General features: G+C 37.4%; 16 protein-coding genes. All 16 read left to right on the forward strand.

The window, feature by feature from the left end:
• Positions 1-37: 37 nt before the first annotated feature.
• The gene (locus tag BLS38_RS03660) at positions 38-685 is read left to right on the forward strand and encodes a hypothetical protein (RefSeq protein ID WP_092746993.1); all 648 of its coding nucleotides are present in this window, start codon (positions 38-40) and stop codon (positions 683-685) included.
• Between the two features lie 5 nt (positions 686-690).
• A complete protein-coding gene (locus tag BLS38_RS03665; RefSeq protein ID WP_092746994.1) occupies positions 691-1,110 on the forward strand; it encodes a thioredoxin domain-containing protein in 420 nt (139 codons plus the stop codon).
• A complete protein-coding gene (locus tag BLS38_RS03670) occupies positions 1,107-2,000 on the forward strand; it encodes a hypothetical protein (protein WP_092746995.1) in 894 nt (297 codons plus the stop codon). Before BLS38_RS03665 ends, BLS38_RS03670 begins: the two co-directional genes overlap by 4 nt.
• 118 nt (positions 2,001-2,118) lie before the next feature.
• Positions 2,119-3,930 (forward strand): zinc ribbon domain-containing protein, encoded by a 1,812-nt coding sequence (locus BLS38_RS03675; RefSeq protein WP_092746996.1) that lies wholly within the window; start codon positions 2,119-2,121, stop codon positions 3,928-3,930.
• A 144-nt stretch (positions 3,931-4,074) separates the two neighbouring features.
• Entirely contained in the window at positions 4,075-5,178 is a 1,104-nt protein-coding gene (locus tag BLS38_RS13110) for a hypothetical protein (RefSeq protein ID WP_244518155.1), read from the forward strand.
• Positions 5,179-5,249: 71 nt separating this feature from the next.
• Positions 5,250-5,861, forward strand: a complete 612-nt coding sequence (locus BLS38_RS13115; protein ID WP_244518157.1) for a hypothetical protein — start codon at positions 5,250-5,252, stop codon at positions 5,859-5,861.
• Positions 5,858-6,538 carry a glycosyltransferase family 2 protein gene (locus BLS38_RS03690; protein ID WP_092746997.1) on the forward strand — a complete coding sequence of 227 codons (681 nt, stop codon included), beginning with the start codon at positions 5,858-5,860 and terminating at the stop codon, positions 6,536-6,538. Before BLS38_RS13115 ends, BLS38_RS03690 begins: the two co-directional genes overlap by 4 nt.
• Positions 6,539-6,633: 95 nt before the next feature.
• Positions 6,634-7,221 carry a hypothetical protein gene (locus BLS38_RS13120; RefSeq protein WP_244518159.1) on the forward strand — a complete coding sequence of 196 codons (588 nt, stop codon included), beginning with the start codon at positions 6,634-6,636 and terminating at the stop codon, positions 7,219-7,221.
• Between the two features lie 18 nt (positions 7,222-7,239).
• Positions 7,240-7,728 carry a hypothetical protein gene (locus tag BLS38_RS03700; protein WP_092746998.1) on the forward strand — a complete coding sequence of 163 codons (489 nt, stop codon included), beginning with the start codon at positions 7,240-7,242 and terminating at the stop codon, positions 7,726-7,728.
• Between the two features lie 82 nt (positions 7,729-7,810).
• Positions 7,811-9,403, forward strand: a complete 1,593-nt coding sequence (locus BLS38_RS03705; RefSeq protein ID WP_244518160.1) for a hypothetical protein — start codon at positions 7,811-7,813, stop codon at positions 9,401-9,403.
• Between the two features lie 2 nt (positions 9,404-9,405).
• Complete coding sequence (locus BLS38_RS03710) at positions 9,406-10,119, forward strand: hypothetical protein (RefSeq protein WP_244518162.1); 714 nt, start codon at positions 9,406-9,408, stop codon at positions 10,117-10,119.
• Positions 10,120-10,188: 69 nt separating this feature from the next.
• On the forward strand, positions 10,189-13,101 hold the full coding sequence (locus tag BLS38_RS03715) for a defense against restriction DarA-related protein (RefSeq protein WP_092746999.1): 2,913 nt from the start codon (positions 10,189-10,191) through the stop codon (positions 13,099-13,101).
• Positions 13,094-13,444, forward strand: coding sequence for a hypothetical protein (locus tag BLS38_RS03720; protein ID WP_092747000.1), 351 nt, complete (start codon positions 13,094-13,096; stop codon positions 13,442-13,444). The genes BLS38_RS03715 and BLS38_RS03720 overlap by 8 nt, the downstream gene beginning before the upstream one ends.
• Before the next feature lie 59 nt (positions 13,445-13,503).
• Positions 13,504-14,823 carry a hypothetical protein gene (locus BLS38_RS03725; RefSeq protein WP_092747001.1) on the forward strand — a complete coding sequence of 440 codons (1,320 nt, stop codon included), beginning with the start codon at positions 13,504-13,506 and terminating at the stop codon, positions 14,821-14,823.
• A gap of 72 nt (positions 14,824-14,895) precedes the next feature.
• The gene (locus BLS38_RS03730; protein ID WP_092747002.1) at positions 14,896-21,231 is read left to right on the forward strand and encodes an Eco57I restriction-modification methylase domain-containing protein; all 6,336 of its coding nucleotides are present in this window, start codon (positions 14,896-14,898) and stop codon (positions 21,229-21,231) included.
• Entirely contained in the window at positions 21,228-21,680 is a 453-nt protein-coding gene (locus BLS38_RS03735; protein ID WP_092747003.1) for a hypothetical protein, read from the forward strand. Before BLS38_RS03730 ends, BLS38_RS03735 begins: the two co-directional genes overlap by 4 nt.
• Positions 21,681-21,687: the final 7 nt, after the last annotated feature.

Consider the following 21,687-nt stretch of genomic DNA (forward strand, 5'->3'; position numbering starts at 1 on the left):
AGATAATAAATCCATAAGCCAATATTGAGAGCTCAACATGATTCAAAGTAATCCAATCTTACTTAATCAGCTGAAAAATGACTATTTAGCCATTCAACAACAAGGATCACCACTACTTGCATGCCAAGGCATGCTTGTACCTCGTGGCATGGAAGATATGCGACTTTTGATTAAAGGTTCGATGCGTCCAATTGTCTCGAATGGTGATCCGGCTGAAGTAGCTTATGCTGGTGGATTTATGGGCATTGTTGCAGGTGTGCCACATACAAAATATAGCGGTAACTTACAAATGATTGTGACAGAAGCAGGCCATGATCAAAAATTTGCAGAATATATTGTTGCCAGCGGTGGCATGATTGACTGTGATTACTATGATGGCCGTATTGATCGATTTACAGCAGTTTATGAGTTATTAAACTGCGCTATTCGTTTTGAACAAGCTGAATTTGATTCAGAAAGTAAATCCCAAGTCATGCATATCTCATGCCCGTGTGATTATAACTATTTCGGTAATTTTGCGAGTGTAGGAACAAATGGCACAGTCCAACCAGGGGCGTTAAATGTAGATGGCGCACAAAGCTTAACCAATCGTGTGCAAAGTGTCATTAATACAGCGAATGCGGCAGTGGGCGTTGCAAACTCCATCAATGGCGTTGCTCGATCTCTTGGCTCATTGTTTGGATAACAGCTATGCAATCGTATGCAGGTAATGGAACGCTCACGGCGTTTGCACAGCAACTTCATCAAGAGTTATCGCTGACTGGCTACTCATTATTGCTTGAAGATATGTTACATGCATTACAACTTGACGCACAGTATTATGCATCTTGGGCGGTACTTGAAGTACAAAACAATAGTACAGTTCCGATATTAATTAATGAAAATACGCCGTTACAGTTGTATGAATGGGCGATCATTGAGCCTGTGTTTAGAAGTCATTGTGATTTATTACAAGCACGTTTAGTCGAAGGTAGTCGTAGCTTGGGGGGAGACGGGTTTGGATTAAGTGTTGCAGAGGCCAATCAGTTATATACTGAATCTAAAAAAATTATGCAAAATGAAGCTTTTATTGAACCTCCAATCAGCTTCAAAACATTTGAGGGCCTATGAAAATTTACTTTGATGATGGTAGTTTAATTTCAGCATCTGATTTGCTCAAGGCGACATTACGTACTGATCTTATTCCTGTACCCATAAGTTTAGAGTTTAGTACGCAAAAGACAGAACAATTAGAAAATAAATTAAAACTTGGTTCAATCATTCAGGTGGGTTCAATCAAAGTTAAACTCGTTATCATTAAAGTGATTCCACTTGAAACACAAACACTTAAAGAGGGTAAGCCCATAGGAGGGATTGCTTGTGTCGCCATTCCTCAAGGCTGTGATGCACTGATTTCAGCACGAAATCATGCAGTGGTATTAAATGATACGTCATTTAATGATGCGATGAGATCATGTGGGGTAAAAATGGCTATGGGGAGTGACTTGCCCTTACTTTCTTTTGTTTGCTTAAAAGGCACGATTTCAACCACTCGATTTGCATGGTATGCACAACAAGAGGCTGTTGTATTTGCTTATAGCAATCATCAGCTTAGCGTATTGAAAATCGATCAACTCTTCAAAAAAGAAGTCGTAGCATACTTTGATGCGAGTGCAGTGGTTTGGGTCAATAGCGAGCATTTACGTAATATGGGTAAATCATCGTACGTGTCTACGGATCCCGATGGTAGTACAGTGCTTGGGCATGAAGACACCAAACAAGACCAAGCTGTCATACAACAAGGTGGTATGAGCCAAAGACAGCTTAACAATATGAATAAGGTTTTACTTACCAAAGGAACGATTATCAGGCCACTCAATGACCAGATTTATGCAGGCGATTTGGTTGAGATAGATCATAAAAAGTATGTTGTTTTAACGGCAGCACATGTTTTTGACACAGGTGCATTGGGTGGACCTTCGGTGATGGCAAGTAAGTTTTGGTTAGCGTCATTGTCATAGAGGTGAATCAGTTTTTTAGCATATGTTGCCAATTATTCATATATTTGTATTTAATTTGTTTTATTGTAAAATCACCAACATTTTATGAATAAATATTATTAGGGGTAATAAATTAAATATGGCTTACGAATATAACTCTAAAGATCAACGTTTTGAATTTCCTAATCCTTATAAAATAGAAAATATATTTAAATTTTTAGGGGCAACTCTTTTTATTTTATCGGGTGTTTTATTGTTGCTTAATGCAAAAAATGCATTGAGTGGTGGACCAATCATTGCAGCGATACCTTTGGTCATGGGTATTATGATGTTGATTTATGGTGGTTTGTTACTAACTAAAGGGCTATCTAATTTAAAGTTTTATTTTGGTCGTGATCAGCCTGCCAGTTTAGCTCCTGAGTATTCTGATCAAGAGATAGGTATTAGCCAAAATGCGCAGCGTATTAAAGATCTTCTTCGACAAAGTGCACTGAGTTATCATGAGCCAAGAGGTCCAATTAACGGTATTTTATATAGTCTTTTCCCTAACCTTATTTTTTCACCTTTATTTATTCGAAATGCAGCAGAAGTTCAATTTCAAAGTGCAATTGTTTTTATAATTACGCTGATTAGTGCATTGGTGACCAAAATGGGAGCATCTGGAAATGCATTAGATTGGTTGGGTATATTTTATAATATTTTGACATTATTTGTTTTAGTCAAACCAATGGGGCATACGGGGTCAAGCTCATATAATATTGAAATATTCAAAGTTGTTGCATTAATTGTGCTTGCGATTATTGGGCCTGTTGTGATTCCAATGCTAACACATAATGCAATTGCTCCAGCGTGGTTACCAAGCATGGGTAAAGCTATTTTTATACTTGTTATGGCACTCGTTGCGATCGGAATATTTTTCCTAGCAGTCATTTCTCAAATGGTGAAGAGTCCACCTCCAGCAAATGCAGGTATGGTACAAGATAGCATGAGTATGAATTGTCAACCTATGCAAATATTTGATGAATTGGAGAGAAACCTTCAAGACCAATGGGTGAGCTCGATACCAAATCGTATCTATTCTAGAATATTGCCAATCTTAGAAAATAATAAAGATCGTGGAACATTTGAGGGTGAAATATTAGAAGAAACACAACCTGTACCAGCCAATACTTTAAAGGATATGACATTTGCATCATGTTTTAAAGAAAAATACTATCGTTGGTTAGGTGTTTTGAACAGTTTTGGACTTCTATGTTTTTTTGCATCAGTGATTTTATTGAGTATGTTTACAAAAGGCATCTATAATGGTCACTATCTAGATATGTCTTATTTTAGTCTTGGCTTTTTGGGTATATCACTATGGATATTAGGAAGATTTTGTTTTACTCATGGTAGCTATTTATGGAGCCGGTTTGATTTTGTATCCAAGCTGATTTGGGTAGAGGTCAAAGGAAATTATCAAGCATCACAAATGAATTTTGGTCGTTATTTGGAAGATACTGTTAAGACTCAAAAAGAAGTAATCAATGTGGAAACAATGACGATTCGAGTATGGGTTGCTGAAATTGCAACAACAGCTTTTGGTAAGTTCAAAGATCGAAGTATTCTAAGTATGGTTGCATGTAAAGATGATGCCGTTCAGTTGAAAGATCACTTGGTATATTTTGCACAGGAACAAAGTTTAATTATTGCTCCAACAGCTAATAGTGATTTAGATAAATTATCAACATTAAATCAAATCAATGCTTCAGTACATAAATCAGTTGATCATTCTAAAATATCTGGATTATCTTCTAATAAGTCTCATGATAGCGTGTTAGGGGGGCATCAAGCCAAACAAGATGAAAGTGAGCCTCATGAAATGCCGATAAAGAGTAGCTTTTGTACATCATGTGGCTTCAAGTTAGAAACTAACATGGCATTTTGTCCGCAATGTGGTACAAAAAAATAGTCATATTCATGTTGTATTGAAAACACCTCTTATCTTAGGAGGTGTTTTTTTGGAATATGAATAACTTTTCTCCATTGGAATACTTAAAAATCACCGATAAAAAAGGTCTTACGCTATATCTATCTAAATAATCGGTATAGATGTATGACTACAAAGATATTAGGCGAGGCAGTTGGAGTTCAGTGGCAAGGGGTGCAAGACCGCACACAAGGGCAACCATCTTCTAATGGTGTACCGTTGTTGGTTGGTTCTTTTAAGCGAGGTCGTACTGATAAACCAATGCTTATTCACAATGGCAATATTAAATCTGAATTAGGATATGAGCCACATAATCCTGATTATATTGCTGTACAGTCTATGCTTGATATGGGGGTATCCAACATCAATGTATTAAAAGTGAATAGTCAAAAACAAGAAAGTGAATTACCTATACCTGCTGTACCACCAAGTACAAATATTAGCTGTGATGGGGCAATGCCTATAGCAGTTTTTTCTCTAAAATCTAAAACTACTTACGGGTTTGGTGGAATGTTTTTATCCGTGACGGATAAAGACAACAACAGGATTGATTTAGCACCAGATGTATACTCATTAACACAACCAGCCAACAAGGACAAATACCCATTCAGGGTATTTGTGGATAATCTAACTGATGGTGATGGTTTTATCTCTACCTTATACTTTTTCGTAAATGATGATACGTGCCGAATTACAGATTTATCTTTTATCGAAAATTGGCAAGTGAGTGATAAAAATACAAACCCATGTATTTATACAAAAAGTGATGGAAGCGGTAAGAAAATTTATGATATTTGTTTAAAACAAGAAGTTTTAGAAAGTACATATCTAGCTTCAAATAGTGCCATCATTCGCTTATTTGTTAAAAATAATAATGATTATGCTGACAACATTGGGTTAAACAGATCCTATTCAGTAAATGGTATAAATTTTGATAGGTTTATGGAGTTTTTACCAACGTCTGAAATCGCAATATATTACGATTTGATCTATTTAGGCTACAAAGTAAATTTAATTGAATCTACTGATGGTGTATATATTTACGATTTGGTTATTACAAATACCGATAAAATGGATTTAGACATCAAAAATATGTTTTTTGATATTAAATCCAAGTATCCCCAGTATGAGACTTATTGGCAGAAGCCACCTGAGATATCACCACTCAACACCAACAAAACGCTCACATTAACAGATACCGGGTTTAATTTTACTTTACTTCCAATTTAGTATTGGAACATCTAAAAATAATTAATTAGTAGCATATTAATCTATACCTATTGAAAAACAGGTATGAATAGATGACTACAAAAGTACTCGGTGAAGCGGTAGGGATCCAGTGGCAGGGTGTACAAGATCATACACAGGGGCAACCATCTTCTAATGGTGTGCCCTTGCTGATTGGTTCATTTAAACGTGGGCGAATTGATAAGCCAATGATTATTCATAATGGGAATATTCGGTCTGAGCTAGGATATGAACCTGATCGCTCAGACTATCTTGCAGTGCAATCTATGCTTGATATGGGTGTGCCAAATGTGAATGTATTACGAGTTGCAAATGGTGTAAATGCCGTTACATATCTTGAGATGAGTTTTGGTACTATTGCTGATGCAGATATTGGACGTATTGTTGTCATTAATCTCAATGGAACTGACTTCTCTAAATTAATTACATCACAAGATGTGATTCAATATGGCAATAGTTTGAATAACTTTATTTCTAATATTTTTAACTATTTTAACTTAACGAATACAATTTCTTGTTATGACGACAGTGGTAATGGCGAAGGGAAAGAACATTTGGTTTTTCAAAATGTAACATCTCAAGATGCAAAAATGATGATAAAAGTTGGTGATAAAGTGATATTGCCTACAGTGGTATTTTTTGCTGCAGTTAATTCTAGTTTATGAAAATTTCTTTTTGTACCACGTGTAAAGGTCGTCTTTGGCAACTAAAAAAAACAATTGCCCATAATATCAAGCAACTTGATGATGAGTGTGAGATTGTTTTATTGGATTACAAATCGAATGATGGGCTAAAAAATTATATTTTTAGTGAGTATTTAAACGAACTCAAAATGGGAAAGCTTAAATACTTTGAAATGGTTCATGAGTATGCATATACATCAAGTTATGCCAAAAATGTGGCCCATCGTCTTGCTCGTGGTAAAGTTTTATTCAATCTTGATGCAGATAACTTTATCTATGATGGTTTAATTGATGAGCTGAAGACTCTAACAGAAAATCAATTATTTTTGCCAAAACTCACCGGCCATTATGATGAGGGATGCTATGGCCGCATTGGTTACTCTAGAAAAGCCTTTTATCGATTGAATGGCTATAATGAAAATATTATAGGTATGAAAGCAGATGATGGTGATTTGAGAAAACGAGCCATTCCTTTAAGACTTATTCCGATCCATGCACAGCAGTCAACAACGGCGATTCAAAATACACGTCAACAAAAGGATATTTATACTACAGACAACCCAAACAATACATTAACAAACCCACCGTTGAAAATGGTAGATGAATGGGGGTATGCACTCGTTTTGGATTGGCAGGGACGTACATTTCTTACTATATAAATTGAATATAGATGATCTTTATAACTTCGGAACATTACCAAATAGTTTTGTGTAAAGGTATTAACCTATGTCTATTGAAAAATAGGTATGAATAGATGACAACAAAAGTACTCGGTGAAACGGTAGGGATTCAGTGGCAGGGTGTGCAAGATCGTACACAGGGACAGCCAACGAGTAATGGTATGCCGTTGCTGATTGGTTCGTTCAAACGAGGTCGTCTTGATAGGCCGATGATTATTCATAATGGGAATATTCAGTCTGAATTAGGTTATGAGCCGCATAATCCTGATTATATCGCTGTACAGTCTATGCTTGATCTGGGCGTGCCAAGCGTTAGTGTGCTGAGGCTGTCAAATGTACAAGATATGGATTGTATTAATCCTATCTCCGTATTTGAAATACCAGGCGATTCTGATGGTATGTTTTTGTCTGCTATTTCTGCTTTTGAAATAAAGGGTACGCTTTACAACGTGCCTAGTCAGCTAGGATCTATCGACCAGCTAATTTCTTTTGAACAGATTAAAAAAAGAGTGGACTATCCTGATGGTGGCTGGGATTGGAAATATGTTATTCAGATTTATAATTTAACTTCTAAAAATATGAAAGTGAAGCTGTATATCAGTGGGGATTTATCTGCGGAATTTTGTTTGTTGCCATCACCGAATGATTCAAGAGTCCAATAAGATACTAAGGTAAGGCTAATGTTCCAAAGAGCAAAAATACTAAGTTATAATCCAATCGATCGAACAGCCCAAGTTCATATCTTTGGTTTAACTGACGGCGTAGAGAGTGGCTTAACAGCTACTTTTGCTTATCCTGTGGGTGATGATGATCGAGATACAGAACGTCAGATCATCGAAGGTAATGATGTATACATTTTTTTTGATGGTGGAGACCAAGCCCGTCCTGTAATTGCTTTTTACTCGAGCCATGGTCAGGGTAATGTTCAGGATGTACGCCGTATTAGACAAAAAAATATTGAGCTATTGGCAGATCGAAATATTAATATTAATGCACAAATTATAAATATAGAAGCGAATGTAAATTTTACTGGAAAGACTACATTTAATGGTGATATTGAGCAGACAAAAGGAAAAATCATTACTCCTGATATTGTAATTGATGGTAAAAGTACTAAAAAACATGTTCATATAGATTCAAGAGGAAGTAAAACATCAGTCATGGAGTAACCTAAACTCGTGCTTGGAACAACCTCGATTAAGCTCAAAAATATCAGCCAAAATAATTGAATAATTGTTTTTGGCATTTCTTATGGCTGTATCAGATATTTTAGCAATACTACTCAATACAACATCTAGTGGTGATGTAAGTTCAAATGCCATTGTAACAGCAAGCCAAGAAAGTATGGCTCATGCTCAAGATGCAATGAATCCATTCTCATTAGGTACGTTTGAGGGAAAAAAGAACAAACGGCGTACCAGAAAAGAAATTTATACTAAATGGGAACAAATGTTACGTTTTGCCCCAATATCAGAAGCAATGGGTATTCATATTACAGCTGCTCTCGGTGGTGATGTGAATACTAGCCAACAAGTATTTATCACACCATCGGAAAGTTTACGTCAAGCTATTGAAAAAGGTGGTAGTAAGGAACAGTTACAACGTTTAGAAAAACGTATTAAGCCAATGGAACGCTTAATTAATAAGTATATTGTGAAGGTTTGTCGTGATGCGATTGGTTTTGGTGATGGTTATATCCGAGTATATGGTAAGAAAGGAATCGGTGTTGTTGATTTCCTTGCCAATGAATATACCTATCCACCGCTGATACAAGCCTATGAACAAGGTAACAAAACGGTTGTATATCAGGCTCTAGATGCAAAAACATGGCAAAAAGTGGTATCTAAATTAAATATGATTCAAATGTTACGTTTGAAGATGCCACGTATTACCCATGTACCACAATATGATCTGACAGACACGCTCTATATCAGCAAAACATTACAAGCAGATACATTAGAAGAATTACCGATTATCCAGGCACCTGTTGGCGGTTCATTTTGTGCAGAGGTTGAAGAATTTTACGACAATATCGTGTTGGCATTATCGAGTATGAATAGTCAGCAGATTGCTGATGCAGTCAACCAGATGTTTCTATCCGTTAATATGACGGCTATGCCACCGGCTCAACGTAAGGCATATGTTGATGGCTTACAGGGGATCATTCAAGACCATGAAAAGTATGTGAGATCTGCTTTAGAGGGTGGTGAGGCATTATGGAATACAAAATACCATCTACTACCAACAACCAATGAGAAACAAATTTTAAATCCTATTGGAGATATTAAAGGGCAACGTCAGCAAACGATTAATACTGAAACATTTATGATTAATGTACGGCTATTGATGGGGGGATTAGGCTTAGACCCAAGTATGGTTGGTTGGGCGGATATGATGTCTGGAGGTTTAGGCGACGGTGCAGCTTTTCATACATCAAGTCAAATCATGCGCCGTTCTTTAATGATTCGTCAAGCAACTTCAGAGTTTATTAACAAGATTCTTGCTTTAGATTGGGGCTATGCTTTTGGTGAGGAGTTTACACATAATGATTATCCATGGCAGATCGATTTTTACAGTGATCAATCTGCTGCAATGACGGAAGCAATCAGTAATCAGCAAACACGTATGAATGCAGTTGCAATTAAAGCACAAGCGATTGCCGCTCTAAAAGAGTTGCAACTGAGTGAAGCAGTTTTAGTACAAATGCTAGAGCGGGATGCTGGTATTGATTATGACGAAGCTGTCGCCATGGCGAAAGATTTATCTCAAAGTGTTGAAACGCCATTAATGGGAGATGGTGAGGAAAGTCAAACATTAGACAATATTGATGCTGAGGAGATTTAATCATGGCTGATGCCGTTGTTGCCAATATGGATACTATTCACGTCAAAGCCAATCCCGATACTCCAAAAATAAGCAATATTGGACCTTGGGCTGGGATGGCAGGAGATCAAGCACAAGGTGTTTTTTCTGAGTTATATGGGCTTGATGTGTTATCTATGGCTCATTTTGGTGTCACACTTGAGGCATTTTACGATGATGCTGAAATTGTGAGTAAACAGGTGGATTTATATTCATCTTTTGATTTAAAGACGATGCTTTCTCGTGGTTATGCACCAGCGAAATCACCACAGAACATTCCACTGATTGATCCTGATTTTAAGCTGATGTGGCTCGCCACTAATATTGATCTGTCTACTATGGATGCTCAAAGTGACAGTGTTCATGTGGGCCATTATCAATTGAATTACTTCACTACAAATGGTACTGGCGATATAAGCATCACTTTTATTGAAACTCGTAATGCTTCAATTATCAACAGTGCTAAAGCAATTAAGTCAGTTATGTTTAGAGAAGATGGTACACAGGCTTTACCGAAAGATTATTTGATGCGATTAAAAATATATATTTTTGACAAACATAGTAACAGTACAAGGCCGTTTGAGGTGGAGCATATTGTGGCATTACAAGCAGCAAACTTACCACTTGAAACCAGTATGGCAAACGGTGTGGGTATGGTGACGTTGAATTTCACTAAAATGTTTCCGATGTTGGCATAGTTGGAACATGAAAAAAAATGAGTTTTCAAACCCGACATAATGGCTATTATTTGATAATTAGGCCTTTGTGTGAAAAATACAGCGATATTTAAACAGCAATATGCACCATACCAAAGCTACTGTGTTGCAGGGTTTGACTCGATAATGAACACAGGAGCATGTTTTCTTGGATGTGTACACGGTGAATATGGTGTGTTGAAAGCAGTTGTTACTGAATCAGTCACAGCACATGATCAGTGGCGTGTTGTGAACCTTCAGTCTGAAGATCACTTTGATTCTGTCGCTGTATTGGGTGCAGTTGATGATGTTGAAGCATCAAGTCTCGCACTCATGCATTATGGGCATTTATTTGATTCAGCGAATGTACATGTAGATACGATGGAAACGTCTGTATATGGCCTAAAGCGTCATCTTGATTGTGCTTATTATCATGATAAACCACGCCTTATTCAGCCATGGCAATTAAATGAATTGCAAGATGTGGCCACTGCTGAAAAGCCGATGTGGGATAACATGAGCTTAAAGTCACATAGCGGACAGTTATCTACGTTGTTATTTGATATGCAATCCCACGATGACCATAATGGGTTGTTAAATTCATTTGACGGTTTGGCATCATATTTAGAGCAAATTGGTTCAATTGAGCAAGCATTTGATTCAATCATTGTTGACTATCAGCATTTAGAATACTTTATGGGCCTTTTGCATAAAGCGATGAATAATGCATCAAAGGGTGGTGTACACGTTGAGAATATTGAAATAAGCAAGCCGTTTAAACGTAAGGGCGTTGCACAAGTGGCTGTATCGTATTTGATGAAAGATGGGCAAACTATCACCATATTATTTCATAACCCAGACAGTACACCATCTAAGCTGGCACAATCCGATACATTGATTTCTTGGAAAACTTTACTTAATCGCCGTGATGTGACGGGCGTGGTCCAACCTAACCAGGGCGAAGGTTTATCGATGCCCGTACTGGCAGGTCGTATCATGCAGTTAGTCAATAAAAACTCGGCTCGTTTTGTGCGTACGCAAGCTAAAAAACAGCAAGTTGAAAAAGAGTTGAACGAAACCCAAGCAAGATTGCAAGATAAAAAACTTAAATTAGATCAACTCAATGCTGATATTGAATCTGTGAAAAAGCAATTAGATGAAGTGCAAGCCAATACTAATCAGGTGTTGGAAGAAAAAAAGGCAAAAGATCGTGAATCTAGCAAGGTATTGACGGCATGGAATAGCCAACAGGCTGAACAGGATTTTCAAGGTTATATTGGTGATCTAGCAGAAGATGAGCGCCCATCTGCTGGGGCAAAGCGTTATTTTAGTGCAAAATTACAAGACTTGATTGTTCAAACTAAAGTGGGTGATGTTCGTATTAGCAGTAAGTCAAGAGGAAAAATATTTGATCGTATTCGTCCGATGAAATTATTGGCAATACCGTATATTCCAGAAGTCTTGCTAAGAGGTGTAGTGGGGCAGTTAGAGCCGTTGAGTAAAGTACGTAAAGATGGCATTACGGGTTTTTACCAGTTTGATAAAGTGGTAGATACAGCACAGTTTAAGATTCATATTACATTAAAGGTGGGTGCAGGTCAGCAGGGGCAGTTATTGTATTATATGGGGACTTCAAAAATAACAAACCCACGACAAAGCGTGGGTTCGGATGCTCTGAGCATCACCGAAGGGCTTCCTCAAAGAGAGGTTACTCACCTTGATTCCATTCAAGCAAATTATGTTGATGAAGTCAATGGCTTTGATTCTGCATCTAGTGATGATGGCGTGAACATTGAAATTACTCAGATTATAGACAAGACAACAGGGAAAAAATTAACTGAATCTGAGGCGGAGCAGTTATTGTTGGCTCGATCTAAACCAGTCGATGATACGCCTATCGTGATTCAAGGTGATGAATTTGGTGAGTTTCCAGATACGCCTGAAGGGAAAAAAGCATTATTAAAAGTTGCAAAACAAAAACTAATGGACATGCGAGGTCATCCTGTTTATTGTCCAGCTTTGCAAAGCATGGTGGATATAAGCAGGGAGGGAGTCAGTAAAATAACCTCTTTTAGTGCGGATACTAGAAAGCTAAAAATTATTCCAGTTATTCCTAATTTGATTGCTACTGCAAGTAATTTAGTTACAAAGGAAAGTTATTTAGAATCTGAAAAATTAAAAGGATTAATTGCTTATCATTACATGCAAAGTAAAATTGAATTAGACAATAAGTTTTTAAATGTAAAATTTGTGATCAAAGAAAAAATAGGTGGTCATTTTCAATATGATTACACTATTGAAGATGAAATTAGTCATTTTGATAATATTTTAGGCAAAGAAAATGCCTCAATAAAAGAGGCATTTAGTGCTACTAATTACAAATCAGGAGACCAGTTGGGATCTCATCTGCTGGCTAGTAGCCAACCTAGTGTGCCAACTCACACACATAATATACAAATAAATGATAATGTCGTCAAGATGGTAAAAGATAATGAATTTGGGTGTATTGATGAAGTAAAAAAAATCCCATCTTTCGACGGGATTCTATCTGCAACAGCTACATGCGACAGGGGTGTAGTGAATACTTCACCTGACCTACCTGTTTCGTGTGTTGCCAACTTAGAGATTAGTTTAGAAAATAAACAAAACAATGTCAATGAGTTTGATTCTGTAGATTCAGATGCGTCGAATAACGATGAATATGTACTGAATTTATTTATTGAAGGAGAAGATTATGTTGTAAATACGGATCGCTCAACGATTCCAACTGTAACAGATAAGTCAAACGATGATGATGTTGAGTATTTACAGGATATCCTTGATGGTAAAATTGATTTCTCAGATCATCAACAAACTGATGATATGGTCGCAAAGCTTGAAGAAATACATGGGCGTTTAACGCCAGAAAGCCAGACCTTGTTTGAAAAAGTTGCCGATGCCTTTGCGACGTATGCGATTTCTCTGGAGGTGCCAGGTCATGATTAAACTAGAACAGATTAAACTTTCAAAAGAACGTATTCACTTAATTGCACAGCTAAAATCTGGTCAGATTAAGGGTTTTGATGTAATTAAAGCGACCAAGCGAGTGATTGAAATTGTTATGTTATTGGGAGGGCAATCCCAACAAATAATCAATACGCTTTACCAAGCTGTGATTGATGGTAAAAAAACACTTTCTATCCAAACAGTCAGAGATGTATTTGCCGAAGCACAAAAAGATCAAAAGCACTGGCAGTTATCTAACGCCGTTGAAGCCTTAGCACGTGAAGCGATAGAGAAAGATGTGATTACATCATCAGAGTACGATGCATTGGTCAGTGGAACATAGCCATATTAGGTATGAGGTTTTTGTAAAAATAGCGAGATACATTATCTGGCTATTTTTTTATGAAAAACATTAAATCTAATAATCTTGTATTGCATTACCTCGATAGCCGTCTATCAGAAAAGTTGCAAAAAACAGCCCAATCTACAGGATTTAGGGGCCGTCATGTTGAGGTGAAAACGGCGAATGGAAAAAGTTATTTAACAGCCCTTGCATTGGTTGATATTGATTCAATTCAAGCATCACATAGTGAAACGGGTGCAGAAAATAAGTTATATCCACAAGAGTTACAGCCTCGTGATCGTTCTCGTCATTCATCAATTGCTTGGGTACAAAAAACGGCACAAAATATTGATTATGATAGCTTGGGGCGTAGTCGTAGAGCTGATACAGGTGCTCCAATTGTCGGTGAGGATATGGCGGTTGAGTCGGGTAATGGTCGAACGATGGCCCTTAAGTTGGCTTATGCACAGGGAAAAGCCGAGCAATATAAGCATGATCTTTTAGAAGATGCAGAGTATTTAGGCTTTAGTCGTTCAGAAGTATTGGCAATACAAAAGCCTATATTAGTAAGAATCAGAACATCATCAAATATGCGTGAGCGTATTGAGTTTGCGATTGCAGCCAATCAAGATGACAAGCTCAGTCAAACAGCGACTGAACGAGCATTAAGTGATGCAAAATGGCTGGATGATCATGTGGTTTCACTGTTTTCTCCGAGTGAGAATGGTGATTTTATGGCAGCAAGCAATCATAAATTTTTAGCAGCATTCTTAGCCAAACTAGGCGATACCGAAGCTGCTCAATACTTAGATAAAAATGGGTACTTTACACAAGCATTTGTGGTTCGTGTACGACAGGCTCTATTTGCAAAAGCCTATGATGATGAAAGATTATTAGAGATGATGGCCGATCAAACGAAGCCCGATTTACAAAATATGATTAATGCATTGGCAGTATCGGCAGTTAAATTCATGGAAGCCAAGTCATTGAGTGTAGTCAGTCAAGCACAGGTTGAGGATGTGAGTGCAAATATTGTTGATGGTATGCATGCATCAATGAATGATGAGCTTATGGCGGCCATTAATGAAGCATCTGATGCGATTGTATCGGCACAAAGGCAAGGTCAAGATGTCGGTGAGTTTTTAAAGCAACAAGGATTATTTGGTGACTTATCTGATGGCGTTGCCGAAATTGCCTTATTCGTCAGTCAAAATAGTCGCTCTGTAAAAAAAATGGCCAAGTTTTTTGCTGCACTGGCGAAGTATATTGAAAAAAATGAAATTGAAGGACAATCTTTGGGGTTATTTGGTGAGCCTCAACCCGTATCTGTAGCTGATGCAGTTGGCTTTGCATTGTCTGAGGTGGAGCGATTGGTTTGATTGGAACAAGCTAAAAAGCATTCTTTTGTAGTGACCATAATGGCTATAACAATATAGTGATTATGGTTTCTTATGTGTCATGTTAACTCTAGCAATGCTTTGGATATTTTGTCATTCATTTTAAATGCGATGACGAAAAAACAAACGTTACTATTTTCAGATCGTGTTAAAAGTGCATCGGTGCGTCAAAAAGATAATAACCAAGCAGTACAGTTGCTCAGACAGCTTCAAAATAGTGGTGAAAATGCAACGATTGAGCAAAAGGAAATTTTAGCAAAATATACTGGCACAGGCGGTAACTTAGTTGGTGAAGATGGGCTCAAGGGAAGTGCCTATGAATACTATACGCCGACTGAAGTTGCTTCCTCAATGTGGGACCTTCTAAAAGCGCAAGGCTTTAGCGGTGGGAGTGTATTAGATCCAAGTGCCGGAACAGGTATATTTTCAGCAACAGCGCCTAAAGATATTTTGATGCACAGTGTGGAGTTGTCGGACATCTCAGGTGGGATTAATCAGTTAGTTAATGGTAGTGATACGCATAAAGTGACTGTATCGCCATTTGAACAGGTAGCATTTGCGACAGAAGATGAAATGTTCGATGCTGTGATGACCAATGTACCATTTGGAAGTAACTCAGATCGCGGTAAAAACAAAATTTTAGATAAAAAATATCAGCGTGATACGTTGGAAGAGTACTTCATTAAACGGTCTTTAGACAAATTACGCCCTAATGGCTTGGCAATGTTTGTTGTACCGACAAAAGTGCTAGATGGGGTGAAGTTTAGAAAGTTTAGACAGCAGATTCTAATCCGTGCAGATTTGCTCGGTGCATATCGGCTACCGAACAAGGTATTTGATGCCACGGGTGCTGATGTGACCACTGATATTATTGTGCTGAAAAAGTTTGGTCGAGATGTTGGGGAAAAAATTAATAATTTGTTTGAACATGGTGAGCTATCTACACTGGTTGATGCACAGGTATTAGATAGTGATATTATTTCTGGTCGATATTTTAAAACCTATGGTCGGCATTTTATATTGGGGGATACAGTCACTGCCAGTGGACGTTTTGGTGAGGTTGAACGTGTTGTTAATGATGACTCATTAAGTAATATTCTAGCATTGGTTAAAAAGTTTCCGAGCAGTCGTATCGATTATGCTTTGTTAGATGCCACAGCTGAAGTTGAGCCATTAGATGTGCAAGAGGGTGATACTCGATGTGTTGATGGGGCGACATTTACTTTAGAGAATGGTGCATGGACGCAAGTAGACACGGTATTTAATTTTAACAGTAATGTACTACAAACGCCGTATGCATTACTTGAAGCTAATATTGATCTAGATACGCTAGCATTGTACCAATCGCAAATGTTAGCTCAGCAATTAAAGCAACCTAATTGGCTAGTATTTCTGCAAGATGCAATAGCTGGTGCAAATAAGCACCAATTTGATTTTTGGCTATGCATATTGTCAATTATCGATGCATTAAAGCAACCGCAAAATAATATGGCCTATAGTGAGCGTTATCCAACGCTGACTAAATATATGACCGGATATGCTCAAGCGTATTTAAATGGTGCCTATACACCTAAATCAAGCGATTTTAAGCGGTATTTGAAAACAGTCTCTGTTGTTTTTGATGGATCGCAACCTGATGGTTTGTCACGCTACTGGCATGGCGAAAGTGAGGCTCAGGTTTTTGAGCAAGAATTAAGTGCTCAACAAAGTTATGAAAAAGCGATTTACACAGGTAATGCCGACCATTGGCAAGTTGATATTCAGCAATTGAAGTTAAGTAATCCTGATTTTGATCCGATGGAAGATCATCACTTTTGTATTAATGCAGATGGTACGAAGGTGACGCTTGCTCGTGATTATTATGTGGGGAATTATCAAGAGTTTTTAACAAACATTGAGTATGAAATAAGCCAGGCACATGATCCGTTGATTAAAGAAAAACTAATCCACCAAAAAAATGAAGCCAAAAACAGAGTTTCCGTCATTGATGTAAAAAAACTGCAGTATGACTTGATTGGTACAACGGTCTCTATACAAGTAAAAGCACAATTTTTTAATGAGTTTGTTGATGGCTTGGCCATTTTAGATGCTGAAGATCGTTTGTTGGTTGAAAGTAAGGTCACTTTGGCTGAATTAATTAAATATGAAAAAGCGGATATTGAACGAGGTTTGATGAATGATTCAAATACCAGATTACGCCGTTTTATATTAAATCGAGTTTTTAACTCTATTAATAATAATCAACGCCTTTCAGTACCAGATCACGACAGCTTGAGCAAAGTTGATCATGTTCATTTACAGAATATGCTTTTAGAGTATTACAACTCGCTCAATGTGAGTTTTAATGTCTGGTTAAAGTCGAATGATCAGTTTATGGCTCAACTTGATCAAGCCATGAATGCGCCTTCAAATAAAACGTTTGCCGTTGAATTAGATGATGCTCCTTTAACGATCAATGGTTTTAATCCGAAGAAAACTGGGTTTATAGCCTTAAATAATTATCAAAATGAAGAAATACGCCGTTTATCTCGTAAATTTAGTGGGATATGTGGCTTTGATGTGGGCTTAGGTAAAACATTGACTGCATTGGCATCGGTTCAGAATATGCATAATATTGGTGTTAAGAAAAGAACGATGTTTGTTGTGCCAAGTCATACCATTAGTAAATGGCAAACTGATGTAAAAATGGCCTATGACAATACCGATGATGTGCTAGTGATTGGTACGAATGAAATGGCTAATGAGTCTGTAAATTCTAAATTTAATGCAACTGATTTGTCCTTGCTAGTGCGTGCTCAGGGTAAAAAGTATCGGAAAATTTTAATCACAGTGGATGCATTTAATATGATTCCACTGCGTGAACTCACGATTGAACAGCATGATCGAGAAAATAATGCAAAAGCGATTGAACGAAATCAAGATCATGAGCGTCAAGATGCTCATTTAGCCACAAAAATCAAAAAACTCAATCGTTATGAATCGAAGTTGGCATATTTCGAGGATTTGGGTGTCGATTCTTTGGTTTTTGATGAAGCTCAAATGTTTAAAAATGGTAAGAGTGGTGGTGATTCATTTTCTCGTGTGAAAGGGCTTTCATTGCTTAGTGAGAATACCTTGTCTACACGGGCACTCAGTGCAGCGATTAAGTCATGGTATGTCAGAGGTATGAGTGGTTCACTCAATGATGGTGTGGTCCTATTGACAGCCACGCCTTTTACCAACTCACCGGTTGAAATATTAACTATGCTTTCATTAGCGATTGGTGATAAGGAAGCAATGCGATTGATGGGTGGAGAAACTATTCACACAACAGATGACTTTTTAAGTACATTTGCAAGTGTTCAAGCAATCCCACAAGAAAATATCACCGGGCAATTACATGCACCAGATACCTTTATCGGCTTTAAAAATGTCAACTTGTTAAAGTCGGCGATTCACGGTATTGCAAATATTCAAACTGCCCGGGAACGGGGTTTAAAGATTCCTGATGAGCATGAAGTACAAATTTCTGTAGATTTACCTGACGTCGATCAAGCATCTATTAATGACATGAAAAGATTTTATGATATCGCGAAAGATTTGGTGAAAGGTGGTGCGATCAATGCCAGTGAAAGCGATTTATTGAAATATGAGCAATATAAAGCAATGACAGGTGATATAGATGAAACGATTGCCCACCCATTTAATTTGATTGGGCGTATGTCAGATGTGATTTTAACGGGTAAAGAAATGGGGTTAATGCGGATTACACCATTTGATTTTGACCCCAGTGACATTGAAGTAGCAAACAAAGTCATGCAAAAGTTTAATGCTAAGCAGGTTAAAATCAAATCGGAACGCCGTTTCCCAAGTGTTGATGATGAGTTAGTTACATCAAAGTTTGTTGAAGCAAGTGACGGAAGTGTATCAGAGATATTCACTGTACAGTGTCAAGTTTCACTTGATGATCAGAACTCACGTTTGATATTGAATGTTGATCATGCTGGTGCTGTGGCTCAGTTATTGTCGCTTGTCGATCAAGAGCAGCTGCAGGTCAAGCCTAAGTTGTCTGCTAAAGTCCAAACGATGATTGAAAATTTCAAACTAGAGCAATCTAGTCCAAAGTATCAAGGAATTACAAAACAATTGATTTTTTGCGATGCCTTGGCAATGCAGCAGATTATTAAGCGCGGTTTGATGGCTTTTTGTGGTGTAAGGTCGAGTCAAATTGCGATTATTAATGCACAAACGTTACCTAATGGTGAAAAAGGCACGCCTGATACTGAGCAAATGCAAGCGGTTCAGGATATGTTTGCATCCAATCATTATCTTGTAGTCATTGCGAACAAAAAAGCAGAAACAGGCATTGATCTACAGATTGGTACGCAAGCTATTCACCATCTAACGACAGGCTGGACCCCAGATTCTATACAACAACGTAATGGCCGTGGTGTACGTCAAGGTAATAATCAAGATCGGGTATCTGTGTATTATTATAATGCCAATGGGACCTTTGATGAGTATAAGCAACGTTTGATTTCTGGTAAGTCGGATTGGATCGACCAACTTATGCAACAAGGCACCAATGTTGATGGCACACTTACCGTTTCTCGTGAATTGACAAAAAGGGATTACGAGGAGTTGATTAAGGCGAATAACCCAGATGAGATTGCCTCTTTAATGAAGGCAAAAGAGAATCGAGAAAAATCGGAATTTTTGGCAAAAACACAGGCCCAATCGAAGTTGTTATATCGCAACATGATGAAAAGTAAATACCAGGAAGCGGTTGGTTTCAGTGCACTATTTTTCACCAGAGCACAGCATGATTTTGAACGTATTATACAGTTGCTTAAAAAACAACAAAAAGCTCAAAAAGACAGTGTAATTCAGGAATATAAAGCCAAGATTGCTACGATTACTCAGCAGTATGATGGGTTATTGGGTGATGATGATGCATCTTCTAAAATATTGAATGCTCTTGCTTCTAAAGTTGATATCAGTACCCGATATAGTATCAGTGCAAAAAGTATCATTGGATCTATCAATCCTGAGATTGGCTATTCTGATTCAATCGAGTGGGTTGATCAAAATGAATCTTTAGATAACGCCGTGTTTAATCAGGTGAGAAATATTCAATCTAATGCCAATAATATGAAGATGGCAACAGCACAGGCATTTTTAGATTATGCAGATGGTCCTTGGAGTCTTTCTGAGCGACAACAGTTGGTTGATGGCGTGGCAGCACTTGATGAAAATGGGGTGTTTTGGCGTGATCTTGATCTCATTCAATCACTTGATGGAAGTCAGTTTAGTTATATCAAAATTACTTCAATAGATAATAATGAAAATATTGCTATCCCTAAAAAGTGGGATAAACGTGATGAGTATAAAGCGATTGAGCCTAAAAAACGCCAGATAGCTTTAGATTTTATGGCTCATCATGATTTGGCCTTATGTAAAGAGCATAAAGTTTTTGATGTGAACAAACTGCCACGTTGGGCTTTGGTTTTTTCAAAAGATATTGTTGAAGTTGAAAATCTCGTAAATCAACGAGTGATTGAAAATCAGCAAGCGTGGGAAAAAGAATATACCTCAGTGAGGACTGGGAGAATAGTTCATAAAGTAACAGGTCGTATTTATCTGTCTAAAGGCTGTTTACATGAGCTTAAAGATACGATTTCTGATGTTGTCGATGGGTACAACAGTATATTCCCTTTTGATGCAAATAGTGAGTTTTTGGGTAAGGTATCAGTCCAAAATATTTATCTCAAAGATTTAGATATTCAAGGCTTCGCTAAAACAAGTGATGTTTATTTTTTTAATGAAAGTTTTGTTCCTTATCTTGATTCGATCAATCAAACCATCTCGGTACCTGAAGAATGGGCTTTTTCTTTTCTTTCGTCTGATTTGACCGTTCGTTCTTTACAGAGCGAGGCTTTAACAAGTTCAGAACAGGGATTAGCGGTTAAAGCATTTAAGGAGGGGATTGATAACGATGAGCTGAATAGGCTGTTAAATGCAGTAATGCGATCTTTGTTCAGTAATGTGGTATCAAACACTAATGATCTTATTGATACGTTTAAAACAATTGCAGTTGTAAAACGTTGGATTGCAGACATGGTGCTATTGGATAGTAATGGCCAAGCACTTGAGGTAAATCAAATTGAATTGGCTAATCGTATTGCAATTACAAATACTCGTAATGTAAAAGTTATCGGTCTAAAAGCAGGTGATAATAAAGATAATATTCTCTACCAAAATAAAAATGCGCTCAAGAAAACAGTAAAGTATGCTTATTGGTCTAGAGCTGGTGGTATGTGGATTATTGACCTGGCATCTTTTGAAAACCTAATTGGTCTACAATGGTATGATGATCAAGAGATTGAAATTGTTGAGGCGAAATACAAATGATTAATTACTTAACTCCAAGCAATGATATTCATGAAGTAACAGAAGATGTTCGCCAGACACTTAAACAGCAAGGTGTGTTGGATAATGATTTAGTTGATCATGTGATTAAACACGCATTTTTTAATAATGCAAAACTGATGGCGGATCGTGGTGTAGATTTCTGGTTATATTTAGGTGGATATTTACCTGCAGTTGAATGGGTTATTGCGAAACAAAATAATGAATCCGAAGATGCGTTTTATGAGCGTACTCAGTATCCTAAAAGTGTGATTGAAGCGTATTCTGTAGAAGCTGATGATTTAGCAACTTTAGTCGCTGCCGATGCTTTTAAAAACTATCATCTTGGTCAAATTGTGGCAAATACATCACGATGGTCACTTAATGAAGATGAAGAGTTATTTATTGATCTGTCTCAGTTTGAGAACAGGTTGAAAGGCTTTCATAGTTGAAATAATT

The sequence above is a fragment of the Acinetobacter boissieri genome, from assembly GCF_900096955.1.
Taxonomy (GTDB): Bacteria; Pseudomonadota; Gammaproteobacteria; order Pseudomonadales; family Moraxellaceae; genus Acinetobacter; species Acinetobacter boissieri.

Excerpts from the sequence above, each read along its gene's own strand:
- BLS38_RS03705 (WP_244518160.1), top strand. The coding sequence starts at position 7,811 with ATGGCTGTATCAGATATTTTAGCAATACTACTCAATACAACATCTAGT.
- BLS38_RS03665 (WP_092746994.1), top strand. The coding sequence starts at position 691 with ATGCAATCGTATGCAGGTAATGGAACGCTCACGGCGTTTGCACAGCAA.
- BLS38_RS13110 (WP_244518155.1), top strand. The coding sequence starts at position 4,075 with ATGACTACAAAGATATTAGGCGAGGCAGTTGGAGTTCAGTGGCAAGGG.
- BLS38_RS03725 (WP_092747001.1), top strand. The coding sequence starts at position 13,504 with ATGAAAAACATTAAATCTAATAATCTTGTATTGCATTACCTCGATAGC.
- BLS38_RS13120 (WP_244518159.1), top strand. The coding sequence starts at position 6,634 with ATGACAACAAAAGTACTCGGTGAAACGGTAGGGATTCAGTGGCAGGGT.
- BLS38_RS13115 (WP_244518157.1), top strand. The coding sequence starts at position 5,250 with ATGACTACAAAAGTACTCGGTGAAGCGGTAGGGATCCAGTGGCAGGGT.
- BLS38_RS03670 (WP_092746995.1), top strand. The coding sequence starts at position 1,107 with ATGAAAATTTACTTTGATGATGGTAGTTTAATTTCAGCATCTGATTTG.
- BLS38_RS03710 (WP_244518162.1), top strand. The coding sequence starts at position 9,406 with ATGGCTGATGCCGTTGTTGCCAATATGGATACTATTCACGTCAAAGCC.
- BLS38_RS03690 (WP_092746997.1), top strand. The coding sequence starts at position 5,858 with ATGAAAATTTCTTTTTGTACCACGTGTAAAGGTCGTCTTTGGCAACTA.
- BLS38_RS03730 (WP_092747002.1), top strand. The coding sequence starts at position 14,896 with ATGTGTCATGTTAACTCTAGCAATGCTTTGGATATTTTGTCATTCATT.
- BLS38_RS03700 (WP_092746998.1), top strand. The coding sequence starts at position 7,240 with ATGTTCCAAAGAGCAAAAATACTAAGTTATAATCCAATCGATCGAACA.
- BLS38_RS03720 (WP_092747000.1), top strand. The coding sequence starts at position 13,094 with ATGATTAAACTAGAACAGATTAAACTTTCAAAAGAACGTATTCACTTA.
- BLS38_RS03735 (WP_092747003.1), top strand. The coding sequence starts at position 21,228 with ATGATTAATTACTTAACTCCAAGCAATGATATTCATGAAGTAACAGAA.
- BLS38_RS03660 (WP_092746993.1), top strand. The coding sequence starts at position 38 with ATGATTCAAAGTAATCCAATCTTACTTAATCAGCTGAAAAATGACTAT.
- BLS38_RS03675 (WP_092746996.1), top strand. The coding sequence starts at position 2,119 with ATGGCTTACGAATATAACTCTAAAGATCAACGTTTTGAATTTCCTAAT.